The organism is Mesorhizobium sp. GW821-FHT04C10 (genome assembly GCF_059420305.1).
Genome location: NZ_JBWKTL010000001.1, coordinates 6,501,253 through 6,521,871, shown reverse-complemented (window position 1 = coordinate 6,521,871; position 20,619 = coordinate 6,501,253). Strand labels below are relative to the sequence as shown.

General features: G+C 59.3%; 16 protein-coding genes. 13 read left to right on the top strand and 3 right to left on the bottom strand.

The window, feature by feature from the left end; all coding sequences use genetic code 11:
* The first annotated feature begins 4 nt into the window (after positions 1-4).
* The 13 genes from AC07UC_RS31235 to AC07UC_RS31175 all read left to right on the top strand — a co-directional run bounded on the left by AC07UC_RS31235 (position 5) and on the right by AC07UC_RS31175 (position 15,535).
* Positions 5-1,225, top strand: coding sequence for a sugar ABC transporter permease (locus AC07UC_RS31235; RefSeq protein WP_140774856.1), 1,221 nt, complete (start codon positions 5-7; stop codon positions 1,223-1,225).
* A gap of 70 nt (positions 1,226-1,295) precedes the next feature.
* On the top strand, positions 1,296-3,446 hold the full coding sequence (locus tag AC07UC_RS31230) for a N,N-dimethylformamidase beta subunit family domain-containing protein (RefSeq protein WP_494908538.1): 2,151 nt from the start codon (positions 1,296-1,298) through the stop codon (positions 3,444-3,446).
* Positions 3,447-3,590: 144 nt separating this feature from the next.
* Positions 3,591-4,502 (top strand): dihydrodipicolinate synthase family protein, encoded by a 912-nt coding sequence (locus tag AC07UC_RS31225; protein WP_140774858.1) that lies wholly within the window; start codon positions 3,591-3,593, stop codon positions 4,500-4,502.
* Positions 4,503-4,614: 112 nt separating this feature from the next.
* Positions 4,615-6,261: a choline dehydrogenase gene (locus AC07UC_RS31220; protein WP_494908537.1), complete on the top strand. Its 1,647-nt coding sequence runs from the start codon at positions 4,615-4,617 to the stop codon at positions 6,259-6,261.
* Between the two features lie 155 nt (positions 6,262-6,416).
* Entirely contained in the window at positions 6,417-7,547 is a 1,131-nt protein-coding gene (locus tag AC07UC_RS31215) for an ABC transporter substrate-binding protein (RefSeq protein WP_494908536.1), read from the top strand.
* A gap of 43 nt (positions 7,548-7,590) precedes the next feature.
* On the top strand, positions 7,591-8,499 hold the full coding sequence (locus AC07UC_RS31210; protein WP_494908535.1) for an ABC transporter permease: 909 nt from the start codon (positions 7,591-7,593) through the stop codon (positions 8,497-8,499).
* Positions 8,499-9,287, top strand: a complete 789-nt coding sequence (locus AC07UC_RS31205; protein ID WP_140774861.1) for an ABC transporter permease — start codon at positions 8,499-8,501, stop codon at positions 9,285-9,287. The genes AC07UC_RS31210 and AC07UC_RS31205 overlap by 1 nt, the downstream gene beginning before the upstream one ends.
* A gap of 8 nt (positions 9,288-9,295) precedes the next feature.
* Positions 9,296-10,408 carry an ABC transporter ATP-binding protein gene (locus AC07UC_RS31200; RefSeq protein WP_494908534.1) on the top strand — a complete coding sequence of 371 codons (1,113 nt, stop codon included), beginning with the start codon at positions 9,296-9,298 and terminating at the stop codon, positions 10,406-10,408.
* 94 nt (positions 10,409-10,502) lie between these two features.
* A complete protein-coding gene (locus AC07UC_RS31195) occupies positions 10,503-11,186 on the top strand; it encodes a GntR family transcriptional regulator (RefSeq protein WP_202323894.1) in 684 nt (227 codons plus the stop codon).
* A 95-nt stretch (positions 11,187-11,281) separates the two neighbouring features.
* The gene (locus tag AC07UC_RS31190) at positions 11,282-12,310 is read left to right on the top strand and encodes a proline racemase family protein (protein ID WP_202323893.1); all 1,029 of its coding nucleotides are present in this window, start codon (positions 11,282-11,284) and stop codon (positions 12,308-12,310) included.
* A gap of 78 nt (positions 12,311-12,388) precedes the next feature.
* Positions 12,389-12,964, top strand: coding sequence for a DUF1349 domain-containing protein (locus AC07UC_RS31185; protein WP_140774865.1), 576 nt, complete (start codon positions 12,389-12,391; stop codon positions 12,962-12,964).
* Between the two features lie 59 nt (positions 12,965-13,023).
* On the top strand, positions 13,024-14,487 hold the full coding sequence (locus tag AC07UC_RS31180; RefSeq protein ID WP_494908533.1) for an aldehyde dehydrogenase family protein: 1,464 nt from the start codon (positions 13,024-13,026) through the stop codon (positions 14,485-14,487).
* Between the two features lie 28 nt (positions 14,488-14,515).
* Positions 14,516-15,535 (top strand): Gfo/Idh/MocA family protein, encoded by a 1,020-nt coding sequence (locus AC07UC_RS31175; RefSeq protein WP_494908532.1) that lies wholly within the window; start codon positions 14,516-14,518, stop codon positions 15,533-15,535.
* A gap of 68 nt (positions 15,536-15,603) precedes the next feature.
* Here AC07UC_RS31175 and AC07UC_RS31170 read toward each other — a convergent pair whose 3' ends face one another.
* The 3 genes from AC07UC_RS31170 to AC07UC_RS31160 form a co-directional block, all read right to left on the bottom strand.
* On the bottom strand, positions 15,604-15,816 hold the full coding sequence (locus AC07UC_RS31170; protein ID WP_202323889.1) for a DUF768 domain-containing protein: 213 nt from the start codon (positions 15,814-15,816) through the stop codon (positions 15,604-15,606).
* Between the two features lie 94 nt (positions 15,817-15,910).
* Complete coding sequence (locus AC07UC_RS31165) at positions 15,911-17,416, bottom strand: calcium-binding protein (RefSeq protein WP_202323888.1); 1,506 nt, start codon at positions 17,414-17,416, stop codon at positions 15,911-15,913.
* A 222-nt stretch (positions 17,417-17,638) separates the two neighbouring features.
* Positions 17,639-20,215, bottom strand: a complete 2,577-nt coding sequence (locus AC07UC_RS31160) for an AMP-binding protein (protein WP_494909014.1) — start codon at positions 20,213-20,215, stop codon at positions 17,639-17,641.
* Positions 20,216-20,619 lie beyond the last annotated feature (404 nt).

Sequence of the window (20,619 nt, the reverse complement as noted above, 5' to 3'; positions counted from 1 at the left end):
GTCCATGAACAATTCAAAAGGCCTGCGGATAAGCAAGGGGGCCAATTTGCAAAATGATCGTACACGCTCCCGGGATCTGCAGAGACGGATACTGAGTGGGATCAGCGGCAAGTATCGGTTTATCCCCGTCCTTATCGCGATCGCGCTCGTCTGGGCTTTCTTCTATGCGATGAACGACCGCTTCCTCTCACCGCGAAACCTGACGAACCTCGCCGTTCAGATCGTTGTGACGGCCATGCTGGCGCTGGGTCTCGTGCTCGTTCTCATCGTGAAGGAGATCGATCTTTCGGTGGCCGCACTTAGTGCGGTGGCATCCGGTGTCATGGGTTATCTGTTGGTCACGGTCGGCCTTCCGTCGTGGCTGTGCCTGTTGGCGGCAATTGTCACGGGATCGGCGGTCGGCTTGGTCCAGGGTCTGATCATCTCGAGATTCCGGGCGCCCGCTTTCATCGTTACCCTAGGCACCTCGCTTGCCATGCAGGGCGTGCTGCTGATGCTCTTGCCGAGGAGCGGGTCGATCCCGCTATCGGGGACCGATATCCAGTGGATCGCCAACAGCTTCTTGCCGCCGATGGCCGGCTACCTGCTTCTGGCCATCGGTATCGGCGTGGTTGCCGCGCTCCTTGTCCAGTCGTCAAACCACAAGAGGCGTCTCGGCATCCATCAATCAATCCCGAGCAATGTTTTGCTGCCAATCGCGGCTCTGAGCCTAGCCGGCGGTCTCGTCGTCGCCATTCTCAATCTCGATCGCGGCGTTCCAACGCCGGTGGCGATATTGATCGTTCTCCTCTCGATCATGGCCTATGTCACGACCCAGACGAAGTTCGGCACCTATCTCTACGCCATTGGCGGGAACGTGGAGGCCAGCCGGCGCGCCGCCATCAATGTCGGCCGGATCCGCATTTACACGTTCATCATCGCTGGCGCGCTGGCCGGCATTGCCGGCATCATCTCCGCGTCACGCACATTGGGGGTTTCCGCTCAATCCGGCAGCGGAACGCTCTTGCTCGAGGCGGTGGCCGCCGCAGTCATCGGCGGGGCCAGCCTTTTTGGCGGCCGTGGGTCCGTATGGGCAGCCCTCCTTGGGGCCTTGCTTATCGGCAGCATCACCAATGGGCTTTCGCTGCTCAGTGCCCCCACCGAGATCAAGTACCTGGTTCAGGGGTTGATACTGGTGCTTGCCGTCACCGCCGATGGGCTCCTGTCGCGGGATGCAAAATCATGAGCTTGCCGACGCAACTTGGTTCGGCGGCGGTGTTGGCCGGGTGTGCAGCAGTGTATTTCGAGGAAACACGGTGAAAATTCTGGGGTATGCAAGTCATGTGAGCATCCAGCCGGGTGGTACGATCGATTTCAAGGTCAGTGCGGCCCAAGCGCCATATTCGGTCGAGTTTGTTCGGCTGCATGGCGTAGCCATCAATGGCGATGACCAATCAGTGAGAGAAGAAAGGATTGTCAACGCGGCGGCCGGTTTCTACGAGGGGCGGCTTCAGGACCTTGATCCGGGTTCGTACGCGATCGTGGTGCCCGCGTTTTCGCCGGTGATCTCGACTTTTGGTTTCGAGGTCTGGGTCCAGCCAACTCTCAAGGATCGCGAGTGCCAGACAATCCTGGCTGTCGCCACCGACCGGACCACGGCTTCTTGGTCTCTCGTCATCGCGAGAGACCAGCTTGAACTGCGCGTCGGCCGCGGAGAAGACGCCAAGGTTCTTTCCATGAACCTCGATGACCACGTGGGGAAGTGGATACATATCAAGGGCGGGCGCAGCGATCGCGGCATTGCCCTTGAGTTTGCCGTCGATGGACTATGGCCATCGCAACGTTTTGGGCAAACGCGATTTCTCGCGCTGCCGGATACGCCGGAGCCCGCCCGAGTCGATCGCATTCTCATCGGTTCCAACCTGGATGAGCGCGACCGCCCGGTGGACCGGTTCAACGGCCGGATCGACAATCCCTCGGTGTTGTCCGCACCCGGAGGGGGGGCAAGGCCGATCGCGTCATGGGACTTTGCGTTGGGGATCGACACACTGATCGTCACCGATGTTTCAGGCAACGACCTGCATGGAACGCTTGTCAATCGGCCGGCTCGCGGGGTTCGGGGTCATCTGTGGAAAGGAACGAAGGTCCGCTATCAGGAAAATCCATCCGAGTGGTCCGCCATCCATTTCCATGAGGATGATCTGAACGATGCACGATGGGAAACTGACTTCAGTGCCACGTTTCCCAAGGCGACGCCGAGCGGCATTTATGCCGCCAAGCTTACACAGGGCGACCAGGTCGAGCATCTGCCCTTCTACATCCAGCCGACCGAGCGATCCAAAAACAAGGTCCTGTTTCTGGCGCCCACGAACACCTATCTCGCCTATGCCAACGAGCATCTGGGATACGGTGAACGCGGCGAGGCTCACCAAAAGCGCATGCGCGACAAGATCCAGCTCAATGAGACGGATGTTTTCGTTCATACGCACCCCGAACTGGGGCTTTCGATTTACGATCGGCATGCGGATGGCAGCGGGGTCATGCACTCCTCGTGGAAGCGGCCTGTCGTCAATTTTTCGCCCAACTACATCACCTGGCTCAACGCCGCGCGCCGGCATTTCGCGGCTGACTTTTACATCACCGGCTGGCTGGAGAGATCCGGCGTCGGTTTCGACGTGGCGACGGACGAGGACCTGCATCGCATGGGCCTGGAACTGCTGGCCCGTTATGATGTCGTTGTCTCGGGATCTCACCCGGAATATCCGACATCGCTGGAGATGGATGCGCTGAAGGCCTATGCCGGACAGGGCGGGAGCCTCATGTATCTCGGCGGCAATGGCTGGTATTGGGTGACGAGCTATGACGGCGACGACACCATGACGCTGGAGTGCCGGCGCGGCTATTCGGGCGAGCGCAACTGGACGTCTCATCCGGCTGAATTGATGCATGCCACGACCGGAGAGATCGGAGGTCTCTATTCGCACCGAGGTCAAAGCAGCCGCCTGTTTTTCGGCGTCGCCTCGGCCGGCGTCGGTTGGGGCACCGCTTCGGGCTATTCTCGCACGCAGGACTCGTACAGTCCCGACCTCGCCTTCATGTTCGAGGGCATCGGCGATGAGATGATCGGTGACTTTGGCTATGTCCTCGGGGGCGCAGCGGGCGACGAGTTGGACAGCGCTGACTTCGCCGCCGGGACGCCGGGCAATGCCCGCGTGATCCTGAGCTCGCGGCACAATGATACCTACTATCCGTTCCTCGAGTCCGTCACGCAGGTCGAGCCGAATGTCAGCGGACCGAACAACCCGAATGTCAGGTCCGATGTCGTCTTCATCGAAACCGGTGCTGGCGGCGGGATATTCTCCGTCGGGTCGATCTGTTGGGCCGGATCGCTTGCCTACGACAACTACGACAACAACGTCGCGACGCTCACGGGCAACGTGCTCCGTCACTTTCTGCGGGAGGCGTAGGCCACTCCATTCCGAAACGGAGTTGAGCTTTTCGTCCAGGGTTTTCGAATTGCCAGGAAGGTCAGGGCTAGACTCGAAATATTGGATATTGTAGATTGGATATAGTGATGGCGTAAGGTATGCCATCGAACGCAAGAGGAAAAAATGAACAACTGGACTGGGGTGTTTCCCGCCGTAACCACCAAGCTGAATCAGGACGGCTCGATCAATGTACAGGCTAATCAGTCTGCCATTGACAGGCTGATCACCAACGGGGTTTCAGGCGTGATCGTTTTGCCGATGCTCGGCGAAAATGCCTGCCTCACTCCTTCCGAGAAGGAACTCGTCATCCGCAGCGCGCAGGAAGCGGCTGGCGGGCGGGTTCCAGTTCTGTCCGGACTTGCCGAGATCACCCAGGCCGACGCCAATTCTCGTGCCCGCGAATTCGAGAAACTTGGTGTGGAGGGCCTGATGGCGTTCCCCACCCTTGGGTACAAGTCCGATGCTCGAGAGACAGCCGAATGGTACAAGAGCCTTGCCAGGGCCAGTGGGCTACCGATCATGATATACAACAATCCGATCGCCTACGGTGTCGACGTTACCCCTCGGGTTTTGCAGGAACTGGCCGACTCGCCGACCATCGTAGCCGTCAAGGAAGAGACCGGCGATGTCCGCCGCGTGACCGACATGTATGTCGCGCTCGGCAATCGGTATCAGATTTTCTGTGGCGTCGACGATCAGGTCGTCGAGAGCGTCGCCCTCGGTGCGGTCGGCTGGGTGTCGGGCATGACAAATGTATGGCCCAAGGAATGCGTCACGCTGTTCAACCTTTGCAACCAGGGGCGCAAGGATGAGGCGCTGCAGCTTTACAGGTTGCTGACGCCGGCTTTCCATCTCGATACTCACGTGAAGCTCGTCCAATACATCAAGCTCTCCGAGAGCCTGGTCTATGGCGCGCCCGAGTGGGTGCGTGGACCGCGCCTGCCGCTCGTTGGCGACGAGCGGGAATTCGTGACGCGTACAATCAAGGACGCGATCAAGCAGCTCGAAAACTACTCGCTGCCGCAGGCCGCATGATCTCTGGATCATCATCATGATCTTCGGATCGTCATATTGAGAAGAACCGGCGGACAGTGGCACTAGCTTGTCCGCCGGTTTATCGCCGAATTCTGAAGCCGGAGTGAGCCAGGTGCGTTCGAAGAAATACGATTATATTGTCGTGGGATCTGGAGCGGCCGGTTCCATTGTCGCCGCCCGGCTCGGCGAGGACCGTAATGTCAATGTTCTCGTCCTCGAGGCGGGGCCGCACGACAATTCGATCTATGTTCGCATGCCCGCCGCAATGTCCTATCCGCTGACTGACAAAAAGCGGACGTGGGAATTCGAAACGGGGCCCGAGACGGCTCTCGATGGCCGCATGGTCACCCATCTTCGCGGCAAGATGCTTGGCGGCTCGGGATCCCTGAATGGCATGGTCTATGTGCGGGGAAATCCACGCGACTTCGACCGCTGGGCGGAAAATGGTCTGCCCAACTGGTCCTATGCCCATTGCCTTCCCTATTTCAAGAAACTGGAATCGTATGACAAGGGAAGCAATGAATACCGGGGCGGGCAGGGGCCAATACGGATCACGACGTTGAAGGCCGAGCTCGAGCCCTTCCGTGCGTTCCTGGAAGCCGGGCAGCAGGCCGGGCACCCGTTGAGCGAAGACTACAACGCCTATCGCCAGGAAGGCGTCCACGCCTATCAGGCCAACATCGACAATGGTATCCGCGCGAGTGGGGGCAGAGCCTATCTTCGCCCGGCCATCAAGCGCGGCAATGTCGAGCTGCTTTTGAACGCCCTGGTTCACAAGGTCGATTTCAGTGGGCGGAAAGCTGTCGGCGTCACCTTCGAGAAGGATGGCGTGGTTCAGTCAGTTGAAGCCGAGCGCGAGGTTATCCTGTGCGGTGGCGCCTTCAATTCGCCGCATGTGCTTCTCCTTTCCGGTGTTGGTCCCGCCGCGGAACTTGCAGCGTACGGGATCAAGGGCGTGGCTGACGTTCCCGGTGTGGGAAAAGGCTTGCAGGATCATGTCGCCGTATCCGTCAAGTACCGTGCCTCGCATCGAGGCGTGTCTCCGGCGGTCGACATGAACCTCATCAAGATGGCGTTAATCGGCGCACAATGGCTGTTCTTCAGAAAGGGCTTGGGCATTACCAATCTGTGGGAAGTCGGCTCCTTCTTCAAAAGCAGCGATTCCGTCGAGTATGCCAACATCCAGCACGAGTTCCTGCCGATGCTCGGCGAGTTGATGCATGGAAAGGTCAACATCGAGGAAGGATTCCAGTATCAGGTGTGCCTTGGCCGGCCGGAAAGCCGAGGGGCGGTGACGCTCAAATCGGCTGATCCGAGGCTGCACCCGTCAATCGTGTTGAACTATCTCCAGCAGCAGCAGGACAGGCGGAATCTGATCGACGGGGTTCGTCATACCGACGAGATCATCCAACAAAAGGGTTGGGATAGCATCCGCGGCGAAGCCATCGTCCCCGGCCTGCGCAAGAAATCCGACGAAGAGGTCTTCTCTTGGCTCAAGGAGAATATGGGGACGCAATACCATCCGTGCTCGAGTTGCCGGATGGGCAATGACGACATGGCTGTCGTTGATGACGAAGGTCGGGTCCATGGTGTCGAACGCCTCCGGGTGATCGACGCTTCGGTCATGCCGCGCATTCCCAACGGCAACCTCCACTGCCCGACAATGATGATCGCCGAGAAGATGGTCGATCGCGTGCGAGGTCGCCAGGCGCTGCCACCGCAAGTGGCGCACTACGCCGACGAGAAGCGCTTGAGCTGAAATCAACCGGAGAGCGATCGCCCGCGGAGCCGGACTGCCTGGCCCGCACCACGCTTCACAAATGATTTGACTGCGAATTTATTATATCCAATATCCATTATAAAAGAGTGAGTGAACCAACACGAAAGGGGAATGACATGGCGAAAGAACCAAAGATGTCTATGCTTGAAACAATCCAGCTCACCCGACGTACCGCGCTGCTCGGCCTGGCAGGCGCCGGCCTTGGAGTGTCGACCGGGCGACTGTTCGTAACGCCAGCCCGTGCGGCGGTTGGCGGCTCATTGCAGATCATGGCGTGGGAAGGCTACGACATGACGAATGAGCTGCGGGAGTGGCGGTCGACCAATGGTGTCACCGCGGAAACCTCCTCGATAGCGTCTCAGGACGATGTCCAGGCCAAATTCATTGCCGGCAATCCTCCTCCCATCGATCTTGCCGAATATAATCAGGCCTACAGCAAGCTTTATATCAAGGATATGAAGATCGTTTCGCCAATCGATATGTCCAAGATACCGAACTACAACGCGGACAATCTCTTCGACGTATTCTTCGACAAGCCGACATGGTTCTCGGACGGCAAGCATTGGGGATCGCCCTACATATGGGGCTTCAACACCCTCCTCTATAACTCCGACATGATCAAAAAACCCGCGTCCTACAAGGATCTGCTGGACCCGAGCCTGAAAGGAAAGATCGCTATAATGGACGATGCGACGGGCAACTGGCCGTTGATCGCCCGCCTGGTCGGCCTGGGTGACAAGTATCCTCTGCTGACCCGCGAGGAGTTAGCCAAGGCGTTCGAGAACTACGTCCTGTATCGAAACCAGGCACGCCTGATCTCGATCAATCAGGGCGATGTTGCGAATTTCGTGGCGTCGAAGGAAGTCGCGGCGGTTCTTGTGGCGGATCCGTCAATCATCACGCAGGTGCGCGCGCAAGGCGTGCCGCTCGAAATGGCGATTCCCGAGGAAGGCCCGGTGCTATGGGTCGACGCCTGGTTCATTCCAATATCGGCCGACAACATCGATACCGCGCACGCGTTCATCAACCAGTCTCTCGATCCCCAGATCCAGGCCAAGGTGGCGACGGCGGTCGTACAGGCGCCGGTCTCGAAGAAGGCCGTCGAGCTTCTGGATGCCGACGCCCGCAAGCGGATCGACTATTCGAAGATCAACGAAATATTCGCGTCTGGCTTGCCGGGTATTCCCCCCGTCGACGATGATGGCGAGCACGCGACCTATGCGGACTGGGTCCAGGCCTGGCAGGAATTCAAGGCAGGCTTGTAATCCACCGTAACCAGTCGTCGGGGCCGGTCGGCGAGACCGGCTCTTGCGCTTTCTTGTCAAAGGAATTGCGATGACTCCATCACAAAGAACCGGAGGCGTTCTGGCCGCGCCGGCGGCAATCTACATGCTGTTGTTCTTCGTGGTGCCCGCTATATTGCTGTTCTCCTATAGTTTCTGGATGTCATCCGGCTTCCGCATCGTTCCAGACTTTGTGCTGACCAATTACATATCGGCGCTACGATCGCCGCTCTTCCTGCGAGTGACCTACAACGCAATCGCAATCGGTCTCGTCACCGCGTCCGTAACGCTCTGTCTATCGATCCCTGTTGGATATTACCTGACCTACGTCGCCAGATCGAAGATCATCTTCTATCTCGTTCTCGTCACGTGGTTCTCCAGCTACCTCGTCAGAATCTACGCCTGGCGCACATTGCTTGGCACCAATGGCCTGCTCAACGCGGTGTTGCTTCAACTCGGAATCGTCGACACACCGGTCCAAGCGTTCCTGTTCAGCCCATTTGCGGTCGCGATAACGCTGACCCACATCTATCTGCCATTCGCGATTCTGATGGTCGTTTCGGCGATGAGCGAGATCAAGGCGGAACTTATCGAGGCATCGCGGGATCTCGGCACATCGGCTTTGGGGGCCTTCTTCCGGGTTGTCGCTCCCAACGCCGCGCAAGGCCTTATCGGCGCCTTCATGCTGACATTCATCCTTGTGGCAGGTGATTACGTCACGCCGCAGATGGTGGGCGGATCCTCAGGCCAAACGACCGGCCTTCTTATCGCGGATCAATTCCGAAAGACCGGCAATTGGCCGCTCGGTGCCGCCCAGGCCTTTCTCATGTTTCTCGTGTCGCTGGTCATCTATGCGCTCGTGCTTGCCCTGGGTCGCCTCACGGGACTCATTCCGGCCAAGCGTAAGACCAAACCTGCCAAGGAGGTTGCGTGATGTTGCTGAAGGCGGTCGTCTACGCGACCTTGGCATATCTCCTGATTCCGCTCGTCGTAATCGTCTTGTTCAGCTTCAATGCGGAGCAATCGTTTTCCTTTCCCATCAACGGTTACAGCCTAAGATGGTACGCGCTGATCTTCGAGGATCCGCAGCTCGGCCAGGCTCTTGTCAAAAGTCTGATGATCGCCACGGCAACAGCAATCGTCACCCTGGTCCTTGGCACGGCCGCGTCCCTTGCATGGTTGCGGCTAGGCAGGATTGGCCGAAGCGTTCTCGAAATCCTGTGCATCACCCCGATCGCCCTGCCTGGCCTCTTCCTGGGTGTCTCATTGCTGGTCTTGGCCGCGCAACTGGGCGTCCGTCTTTCGACGGTCACGATCGTCGTTTCCCACGTCGTTCTATCCGTGCCGATGCTCATGATCGCCATGCGGGCCCGGCTTGCGCTGTTCGATCGAACACTCGAAGAGGCCTCTCGCGACCTTGGCGCCTCGCAGATCGGGACGTTCAGGAGGGTAACGCTTCCGCTGATCGCGCCGACCTTGATCTCCTGCGCGATCCTGAGCTTTGCCTTGTCGTTTGACGAGTTCGTCGTCACGTCATTTGTTGCCGGCACCGAAACCACCTTGCCCATGTACATCTGGTCGATGATGCGCCGCACGGTCACGCCACTGATCAACTCGGTCTCGACGCTCGCCCTTTTGTTCTCGATCGCCGTCATGGCGATCGGCTTCCTCGTCGGGCGGTTCAAGCGAGCATCGGCCCTGTCAGAACGCGCGTCCTCTTGAGGCTACAAATGAACACTGGAATTTCAACAGAAGCACCGTTGATTGAACTGTCGAACGGTCAAAAACAGTTCGGCCTCTTTCAGGCCCTGACCGACATCAATCTCACGATCAACGAGGGGGAGATCGTGACCTTGCTCGGCCCGAGCGGCTGCGGCAAAACCACCTTGATGCGCATCATCGCCGGCTTCGAGGCCCTCACATCCGGCACTCTGAAGATCGACGGCAAGGACGTCGCTGCGTTGCCCCCGGAAAAGCGGCCGGTGAACATGGTCTTCCAGCGCTACGCGCTGTTCCCTCATCTGGACGTCTTCGACAATGTCGCATACGGCCTCAAGGTCAAAGGTGTCGAGAAGGACGAGCGCCGCAAAAGAGTCCAGGCGATGCTCAGGACCGTGCAGATGGAAAGCCTTTCGCATCGTTTCATCGGCGAGCTCAGCGGTGGCCAATGCCAGCGGGTGGCGCTGGCCCGGGCCCTGGTGAATGGCCCCCGGGTTCTGCTGCTCGACGAGCCTTTGGCTGCGCTCGACCTCAAGATTCGCCAACATATGCTCGGAGAAATGAAACGAATCCAATTGGAGACCGGCGCAACGTTCGTTTATGTCACGCACGATCAGGATGAAGCGATGATCCTTTCGGACCGGGTTGTGCTAATCGATCACGGTCGGATCGTTCAGGTCGACAGACCTCAGGACATGTACTTTCGCCCAAGATCCCTGTTTGCGGCAAAATTTCTTGGCGAAACAAATCTGTTCGAGGGAAAACTGACTGGGTCTGGCATCGGGCGGCTTTCGCTGGAGACCAGGGACGGACCGTTTGATGTGGTTTCGAATGATGTCCCGGTGTCTGAGAATGACGCCGCGGTAATGTCCGTCCGGCCGGAAGCGATGTCCTTCCGGCAAGCCGACGCGCAGCTTGACTATGCGATGGACGCCGAAGTTGCCGACGTGATCTTTTCAGGCAGTCGCTCTTTCTTCCATCTGGTCAGCCGGGCCGGCCAGAAATTCCGGGTTCAGGTTCAAAACATGCCTGGTGCGGCCCTTCCGGCGGCGGGCGACAAGGTCCATGTCTCGTGGCGTAAGGACAGCGCGACCGTTCTGCCGCTTGCCCGGACGTCATCCTGACATCCATTTGGACGTGCAGTACGGAGCGCCGCACTAGCGTTGCAATTCTATATCCTATATTCAATATGCTTGGAATTTTCCTGATAGGTCATAAATGGATCCGTCTGTCGCCATCAAGCGCCGAACCGTCACGTCTTCGGTCGTTGACCTGATCCGCGACAGGATCATATCCGGGTTCTACAAAGGCGGTCAGCAAATCAGGCAGGAAGCGATCGCCGAAGAAGCCGGGGTCAGCCGCATCCCGATCCGCGAAGCTCTTCTTCAACTCGAAGCGGAGGGACTTGTCGTCATTCACACCCATAAGGGCGCGGTTGTCGCGTCGCTGACCGTGGATGATGCGATCGATATCTTCGAAGCACGCCTCGCGCTTGAGCCGTTCATCCTGAAGAAGGCGATCGAACGGGCAACTGAGGTTGATGTCGAGCATGTGCGACGCGCCCTGGATGACTATACCAGGGGGGTGGAGGCAAAGGAATCGCCGGCGAAGCTCAGTGAACTCAACTGGTCGTTTCACAAGGCGATGTCCCGTTCCGCAAGGCGGCCGCGGTCTCTGGCTCTTTTGTCATCGCTTTACAATTCCGCCGACAGATATCTCCGTCTTCAGATCGATGCTCGATCGGCGCAGACCAAAGCACTGGAAGACCACAAGGCGCTGGCGGTTGCATTCGCCGAAGGCAATCAGACCCTGGCGCAGAAGCTTCTCAGGAAGCACATCGAGGACGCTCGCGACGATGTGATGGCCGGCCTGCAGGCGCTGCCGGATTTCGAAAACTCCTGATCGTTGGTTTGTAATTTTTGCGCGAAGCCGCCATTGGCTATTGCTTGCTTTCAATAAATATTGGATATTGGATATAGAAGCCACTGGAGTCGAGCATGCAGTTGGATCGCGTTATAACTGTCGTTGGCGCACACGCCGAAGGTGAGGTCGGCCGGGTCATCACCGGTGGCATTCTTCCCCCGCGCGGGGCGACGATGTTCGAAAGGATGGAGAATCTGGAGCGCGACAGCTCATGGCTCAGGAACATGCTGCTGTTCGATCCGAGGGGCAGCGTGAATGCCGCCGTCAACCTCATCACGCCGCCAATCCATCCTGATGCCGACATCGGCATGATCGTCATGGAGTCCGATTACTTCGTGCCGATGTCGGGCTCGAATCTGATCTGCACGGTGACCGTCGCGCTCGAGGCCGGAATGATTCCCATGAAGGAACCTCAGACGATCGTGCGGGTCGACACACCTGCGGGGTTGGTGGACGTGATCGCCGAATGCCGGGCAGGCAAGTGCCGGAGCATTACCTTTCGCAATATCCCCTCCTTCGTCATGCATCGCGACAGCATGATCGACGTTCCGGGGCTTGGTTCGCTGCGGGTCGATGTCGCGTATGGCGGGATGATCTACTGCATCGTGAATTCGGCGGATCTGGACCTGACGCTCGCGCGCGGCGAGGCCAGGCAGCTTGTCGAGATCGGCGAACGGATCAAGGCGGCGGCGGCCGTCCAGCTGCCGTCGATTCATCCCGAAAATCCGCTCATCCATACGATCAATCAGACCGAATTTGCTGGCCCGGTGGAGGTCATCAACGGCGTCAAGACGTCCAAGAACGCGGTCGTCGTGTCGCCCGGGCGGCTCGATCGCTGCCCATGCGGGACAGGCACCTCGGCGCGCATGGCGCTTCTTCATGCCCGTGGCGATCTCGCTGTCGGTGAGAAGTTCAGGCACCTTTCCATTCTCGACACGGTTTTCGACTGCGAGATCATCGCCGAAACCAGGGCAGGTGATGTGCCGGCGGTCATTCCGCAGGTCTCTGGTCGCGCCTGGTTGACGGGTGTGAGCCATTACGGCGTGGATCCCGAGGACCCGTTCCCGGAAGGCTACCGCCTATCCGACACCTGGTTCAATTGATCGACAGGCACCCCTGTGGCCCAGGCGCTGGCTGAGCGTCTCGGCGCCACAGGCACAAACGAATGGGAAGGTGGGAAGATGGCGGAAGAACAGTTGAAATGGCTCAACGAGCCACCGAGATACACAAACGACGGCGGTCTCCTTCGTGTCACCACAGGCCACGAAACCGACTTCTGGAGGGAAACCTTTTACGGTTTCTGGCGCGACAACGGCCATTTTCTGTATCGCAGCGTCACCGGGGATTTCACCGCCGAGGTGACGATCAAGGGTGAATATGAAGCCCTCTACGATCAGGCCGGCCTGATGATGCGGCTCGGCGAAACACATTGGGTGAAAGCCGGAATCGAGTTTACCGACGGGCGGATGTACTTTTCCGTCGTTATCACAAACGATGTCTCGGACTGGTCCCTGGTTGCCATTCCGACGGATCCGGCGGGCGTGAGGATCCGACTCACCCGGCATCGCGAAGCGGTTCGCGTTCAGTATCTGGATTCCGCCGACAACAGCTGGAAGCCGGTAAGGCTCGGCTATTTCCCGCCATCCGACCGGGTGGATGTCGGCATGATGTGCTGCTCTCCGCAACGTGCGGGGTTCGAGGTGGCTTTCGCTGACTTCGTGGTCGGGCCACCGATCTCCAAAGAGCTGCATGACTGACCTGAAGCCGCAGGATGCGAAGCGTCTCCTGCCTTGCCGATCTTCGTCGGGATTCTGAAATGACCAAGCGTGAATACGGCATCTGGATCAATGGGGCTGCCGAGTTGCCGGCGGGAGGCACTCTCTTCGAGAGAAATTCGCCTTCCACAGGCGAAAGCGTCGCCAGAGTTCATCTCGCCGGGACTACAGAACTCGACCGTGCCGTCGTTCTCGCGAAGGAGACGTTCAGGAAAGGCGGATGGAAGGGACTTGCGGCAAGCGAGCGCGGGAAGATCCTGCTGCGTTGGGCCGATCTCATCCTGGAGAATCTCGCAACGCTCAGCCGCATCGAGGCCGATGAAGCAGGGAAAACGATCGCTGCCGCCAAGGGCGAGATCGAGTGGTCGCTGGAGTTGCTGCGCTATGCCGCATCGCTCGCCTGGAGCATTCCCGGCCGTATCGTCAATCACGAGGGTGCCGAGAAACTGGGCCTTGTGACTTACGAGCCACTTCCCGTCATCGGCATGATTCTTCCCTGGAATTTTCCGACAGTGACCCTGTTTCAGAAGTTGCCCTACGCCCTCGTTGCGGGATGTTGCGTCGTGATCAAGCCGTCGGAGCTCACAGCGGGCACGGCGATCGAATATGCGCGACTGGCCAAGCAGGCAGGAATCCCCGACGGAGTCCTTGCGGTCCTGCCTGGCACGGGCGAGGTGGTCGGCCAGGGCATGTGCCTGCATCCGGACATCGACATGATCTCCTTCACGGGGTCCACCGCCGTTGGGCGCAAGATCGCCAGCCTTGCCGGCCAGTCGCTGAAGAAAGTGGCGCTTGAACTCGGCGGCAAGGGCGCCAACATCGTGTTCGCCGACGCGCATCTCGACGCGGCGGTCGCCGGTGCGCTCGCTGCCTTCACGATCAATCAGGGTGAGGAGTGTTGCGCCGGCGGAAGGCTGTTGGTCCAGGAAACTATTGCATCGGAGTTTGTCTCGAAGCTGGCCGAAAAGGCCAGGGCGCTGAAGCTTGGTACGCCTGACGACGTCGATGCCGATCTCGGCCCGATGATTCATGCGCAGCATCAGCGGAAGGTTCTCGATTACATCGAAAAGGCCGGGGAGGAAGGTGCAACGCTCGTGACAGGCGGAGGAGCGCCGACAAGCCCGGGACTGCGCGACGGCCATTTCGTCGAACCGACCATATTCACCGGCGTCCAGCCGCACATGACGATCTTCAGCGAGGAGATATTCGGACCGGTGCTTGGGGTCACCACTTTCAAGGATGTTTCCGAAGCAGTCGCGCTGGCCAACCTGACACATTACGGCCTGGCCAATGGCATCTGGACCTCTAACCTCGACACCGCAATGGCTGTCTCCAGTGCCCTTGAAAGCGGGTTTGTCTACGTCAACACCTATCTTGAGACGGTTCCCCAGCTGCCATTCGGCGGCAGCAAGTCCAGCGGGCTCGGCAGGGAAAACGGTCCTGACGGATTACTGGAATTCATGCAGGCGAAGTCCACATTCGTTCGCCTGCGCCCGAGCGTGTGATCCATCAGATGCAAGAGAGAAAAAGACGATGAAGCCGGTCCGTTTCGGGATTGTGTCGACAGCGAAGATCGCCCGCGACTGGGTGATACCGGCGATGAAAGCCGTACCGGAGTGTGAAGTGGTAGCCATCTCCTCACGCGACGGATCTCGTGCGGCCCGCGTCGCCTCGGAATTCGGTATTTCGAAACACTATACGTCTTTTACCGACTTGCTGAACGACGACAAGGTCGAGGCAATCTATATCCCGACGCCGAACAATCGGCACGTCGAGGATGCAATTGCCGCGGCGAGGGCCGGCAAGCACGTCCTGTGCGAGAAACCACTTGCCTTGGATGCGGCGGACGCCCTGCGCCTGGCCGAGGTTCAACTGCAGACGGGTGTGCAGATATCGGAGGCCTTCATGGTCCGATATCATCCACGATGGCTCGCCGCGCGTGAAATCATCCGCAGTGGCAGGCTCGGACGCGTCACCCAGATCCACGCTACCTACAGTGTGATCAACGACAATCCGCAGGACATCAGGTTCCAGCCGGAACTCGGCGGTGGTGCCTTGGGAGACGTTGGCGTCTATCCGATAACGGCAGCCCGCTTCCTCTTCGAGGCCGAGCCGATCGCCGCGACCGCGACATTCGAAAAGCTCGCGCCCGATGGTGTCGATATTGCCGTCGCCGGCCTGCTCGAATTTCCGGACAACCGCAATCTTCTGTTCAGCGGCGCCCTGCTGCAGGCATGGGCACACTGGATCATGGTTATCGGTACGGACGGCTGGATGGAAATCCCGGTCGCCGTCTGGCCCTCGGCAAAACAAGAGACGATCATCAAGCTGCGCAAGCGTGACGATATTTATGACCGGGATGTCGAAGTCATCGGCTTTGCGCCGGCAAACCAATATGAAGAAGAGGTCCGCGAGTTTGCGCGCGCAATAAGGGGTGAGATCAAGCAACCCTGGCCAATCAGCGACGCGGTGGCGGGAATGCATGTACTCGATGCCATAAGGCGGTCTGCAGCGGAGAGGGCGCGTGTCCTGGTCCACAGGGATCGAGGATAACCCCTTATATAGGTCCCACACAGCGCTGCCTGCGGCGATGCCGGCTGCCGATGCAGCCGGATGCGCAATCACTCAGTGTCGCGGTGATCGAGAACTTCAAGCATGGTGGTCAGCATGCTTCCGACTTCTTCCGAGATTTCCTCAGGCCGAATCCCCGCCTTGATGGCGTCCGCGGTCGCCTGTTCGGCGAGCTTCGCCGCAAGGGCCGGATCGGCCGTCGAATAAGGTGGAACATTTTCCTCCACCCATTTCTGAAGGAATTCTATGCCGCGAGCGCTCATGACGAACAAAAGCTCATTGGAGCGATTTCGTTCCGCCGAGGTACATTCAAGAAAACGTCAGACCCTTTTGATCAGGGTCTGACGTCTCCAAGGCTCACGTTACGATGAACGAGGATGCCGTCAACGATAGGTGCGGAGAAAGGGTAGCGAACTGGATCTGATGTGCTCTGCCTGTACCATCGCTGTCGAAAGAGAGCGCGCCGGTCGAGCTGTTGTAAATGATGTGGTCATTGCTGTCGTGGGCACCCGCGCCGGCGAAGAAGGCCGCGGTGGGAAGGGCGCCCTTTTGAAGGCCGGCAAATATGGTGTGGTCGAGCTGGATCTTGTCCTGGTACACATTAAAGTCTGTGATCTTGTCGACATTGCTGGCCTTGAGGGCGGAATTGAAGACGAAGACGTCCTTGCCCCCATTTCCGGTCAGGACGTCTTGCCCGCCACCGCCATTGATGACGTTGTTGCCGGCATTGCCGTCTATGGTTTGGGAAAACTCGTTTCCGGTGAGGTTGATGGCGGTTGTGCCGGATCGGCTCGTGGTGGCGAGATGTTCGATCTCCGACCCGGCCGACAACGCATAACTCACCGATGCCAGCACGGTGTCGTTGCCGCCGCCCTTCAGTTCCACCACCTTGTCACCGACGTTGTTGACATAATAGGTGTCGTTGTAGCCGCGACCGGCCATCGTGTCGGCGCCGGTGGTGCCGTGCATTACGTCCGCCCCACCAGTGCCGTAGAAGACGTGATCGCTGCTCGAAGGCGTACTGGTCGTCGGGGGCACCGGCGTGGTGGTGGTGGGCGGTGGCGTCACGGTGGTGCCGCCGCCGGATGAACCGGTGCCGCCGCTAGAAGATGTGCCGGTATCGCTCTGGTTGTGCTGGAGGAAAAGGGCCTGCAGCGCCGGCGAGTTTCCAAGCGCCGTGTCACCCTGTTGGGAACCCCATGCATAGGCATAATCGAAGGCGGGGGTCGGAACCAGCTTGGACCAGTGGTCCAGCATGGTCTGCTCCTGGGCGACGGAGGGAAGGACATATTGGCCGCCGGTGTCGGTCGTGAAGCTGCCGCCCCCGAATGTCTGGTAGACCGGAACGATCTGGCTGACCGGGATGCCCGAGGCGACAGCCGCGGCCACGGTCCTGTCGATCATGTTGTAGTCGACCGTGCTTGTTCCGGTGCGCACCGGGTACGGATCCAAACCGTAATAGTCGATATGCGTGTTGGCGGGATTATAGGTGTTCGAAAAATCAGGGTTTGCGGAAGACCCCATGTTCATCATGGTGATGAAGGTCTTGGCGCCCGGCACATGCGAGTGGATCCAGTCGGATTCCGCCTTCAAATTCGCGGCGGTGGCGTAGGTTCCCCATTTGCCGGTCGGGTCCGGCTCATCGACGAGGAAGAAGCCAAACACCTTCGGATTGCCGATGAAGGGCGTGACTTTCTGGATAAAGGACGAGGTCGCCCCATTGGCTTCATCGAGCCAGACCAGGCCTTTCGTGCCAGCCGGCAGGGCGTTGAGTTCGTCCACGGATGAAACGTCGACAAGGTTGAATCCGGCGGTTGCGACCTGGGAGGCCGACCCACCCGAGGCATAGTGGAGGGTTGTCATGCAAATATCCTTCGTCCGATTCGGTAGGTGCCCCACGCCTGCCTAGTGGAAAGGATACTTTAGAGACAAATCAAATACCGGCGCCCCTTGATAGAATCGTTGATCATCGCAAACAAAACATTACGAAGTCGGACAGCTGTCTTGGCTCCGAGGCATTTGATTACCAAAGATATTTAGCGCTCCACGCAGAACAGTGGAGCGCGCATCGCGGCCATCTATTTGCTATGCGCCGCGCACCAGAAATGCCCTTTCTATCAATGGGCGGTTATGGCTGAGATGGGGTTCAATGAGCATGTCGAGGTGTCCGCCCACGATCGGGACTATGCTCAGATCGGCAACGAAAGCACTCCAGCCAAGGTCTGCCGGAACGCCTGTGCGCCTGCACCGGAACAGGGTGGCGGTAATCGGCAATGCGGGCTTCGGTCGCGCGAGCCACTGGCCAAATGCACGCATGCGCAGGATTTCCTCGAGCTCGAGGCGCAGAATGAATCGCGTCCTGGCGAAAGCCCTCCACTTCAGCCAGTCGATGCCCCTTGCCAGCACAGCCTCGGCACCAAATTGGGCAAACAATTTTGCGAGCGCCCGCAAGGTCATGCGATCCACCGTCACCCTATGCGTGCGGATGCGCTGGGCGGTGCGTGCAAGGGTTTCGCGGTAGTTGTGCCGTCCTGGCCCGATGTTGGTGTCGAGGATTCCCAGGAACGTGACCGATCGACCCGCGGCAACAAGTTTGGCGGCGGCCTCGAACGCGACACCGCCGCCAAGCGAATAGCCGATCAGATTGACATTGCCTTCTGGCTGGGCCTGGCTGATCTGCTCGACGACCGCATCCACCATTCGCGGTATTGTGTCATGGCCCCTGAGCAGATCGTTGAGATCCCCGTAGCGCACCGCGACAACCTTGGCGACAGTGCCCATTTCGGCGCCGAAGGCCGCCAGGCTTGGACCGTAGCCGATCGATCCCGGCACAATGAACAGGATGGGCTTGGGGCCGGAGGCATCGACACGCGAGCTGCCTCCATCTTGCCCTGGAGACGCTGCCCTGACGACATCTGCGAAGCTCATCCCGACAGTGAACGCGTCCAGGTTGAGCTCACGCCCCAAAGCTGTCTCAAGTTCCATGACGAATTGCAGCAGCTTCAGTGAATCGCCACCGGCATCGTCCCAGTGGCTGCCAGCCGCTTTTTTACCCGGAAGTATCCTCTCCCATACGGCGGCTGCGGCACCTTCGATATCGAGCGGGTCGGTCGCCTGCCGGACACCTTGCGCGTTTTGCGCGTCTTGCGCATTCAGCGCGCGATCCAGATCCCGCAACTTGACGCCGTCGACCTTGCCGCCCTTGAGCTGCGGTATCTCGTCAACACTGTGCAGCCGTGTTGGATGAACCGCCGGCGGCAGGGCTGTCCTGATCAAGTCGCGCAAATCAGCAATGAGCTCGCTTCCGCCCGGTCTCGCGGGGACGACGAAGGCCACCAGTTCGTTCGCGTCCGTCACCACCGCAACGGCATCATTCACTTGAGGCGCGCGGCGCAGGACGAGTTCCAGTTCGGCGGGTTCGACGCGTCTTCCGTTGATCTTTATCTGGCGTCCCTTTCGCCCGACGATCCACATCCGTCCAGTGTCGTCGACCTTGACCAGATCGCCCGTTGCGAAGATCCGAAGCTGGGGATCGGCGGAGCTTGCCTGAAGAGGGACGTTTTCCCCATCCACCCAATAGCCCAGCGTGGTGTAGTTGCTTTTGATCAACAACTCGCCCTCGTCCCCCGGGGCGACCTCGCATGCGTTTTCCCCCACGACCGTGTATTCGATGCCGGGGAGGACGAAGCCAACCGGGACCGTTGCGCCCTGTTCCGGGTAGTCCCTCGGCAGGAACCACTGCGTGCCTGTTGTTTCCGTGGACGAATAGCTGATCTGCACAAAGCAGGACTCGGGAACGCTGGCGCGGAGCCGGTCTATGTCCGACCACAAGATCTTTTCTCCACCAACGCGCACGATCCGCAGTGAAGAGAATGTGTCGGACGCGGAACCATTCATCAGCACACGCAGCAGCGCGGGCACGAGATAGGCGACCGTCACCCGCCATTTCTGGAAATTGTCGCGGGCGGCGCGAATGCCGGCGCTCTCGATGTCCAGGAGATACAATGTGCCCCCACACAGCATGGGGGTCATCATCTCGCGGCATCCCGCGATCGTCGCCGGCCCTGTCAGCGGCATGAACACATCGTCAGGACCGATGTGGCAGGCATCTACATATTGCTGAACGCGGTGAAGGATCGCCCGTTGGCTGTTCACGACGCCCTTCGGAGCCCCGGTGCTGCCTGACGTATACAGAACGATTGCCGGGGCATCGACCGACGGATCGGACGGCAGCGCCGGCAAGCTGCCCTCCGTTGCGGCCATGCAGCTTGCCGCATCGATCCATTCCAGGGGCGAGGCATCCGGCCAGCCTGCCGGCTTACCTGGTCCTGGCTTGACGATCGCGGCCAGCCGCGCGCTAGTGGCAATTGCAGCGAGGCGCTGAAACGGATCTCGGGGATTTAACGGCACGGCGGGCCTGCCAGCGCGCATGGCGGCGAGCATGGCCACCGGATACCACAACGTATTTCCGATAAGGAGCCCGACCGCCTTGCCCGGTGGGACAGAACCAGCGATGGCACCCGCCAGGTTTCGGACTGCGTTCAACAATTCCGCAAAGCTGAGCGATGTAGAGCCGTCACTGATCGCGGTTTTGTCCGGGTATCTTTCGACAACTCGCTCCAGATGCCAGAACGCCGGTTTTTCAGAGAAATCGTCGCACATCCATTGGAATGGATGGCTGGTTGGCCCGTCCACGTCCAGAGGGCGGGTCGATGCCCGTTTCCATGTGAAATCGTCTGGAGGTCCGATATTGCGATCTATCGTAACGTCCTGCCGCGTTGCCAGCCCGTTAACGGACGCCAAGGGGCGTGGGAACGAGCTTTCTGAACGCAGGCGCTCGAACGCTTCCAACACAGTCCCCCTTTTGCTGACTGGCTTTGCAGTGTCCTACGCGACCATGCCGGTCGTGGCATCGTTAGAACGAATGATTCCGGACCGGACTCGGCGATCCGATATGCGCCGACCGATCATCGCCGCATCGTCCAACGCCCTGCTTCATTCAAACAGACGAGGACAGCGGGAAGGCCTGCTCCTAGCGTGGATTTGGCGTTGTGTGCGTAGGGGCG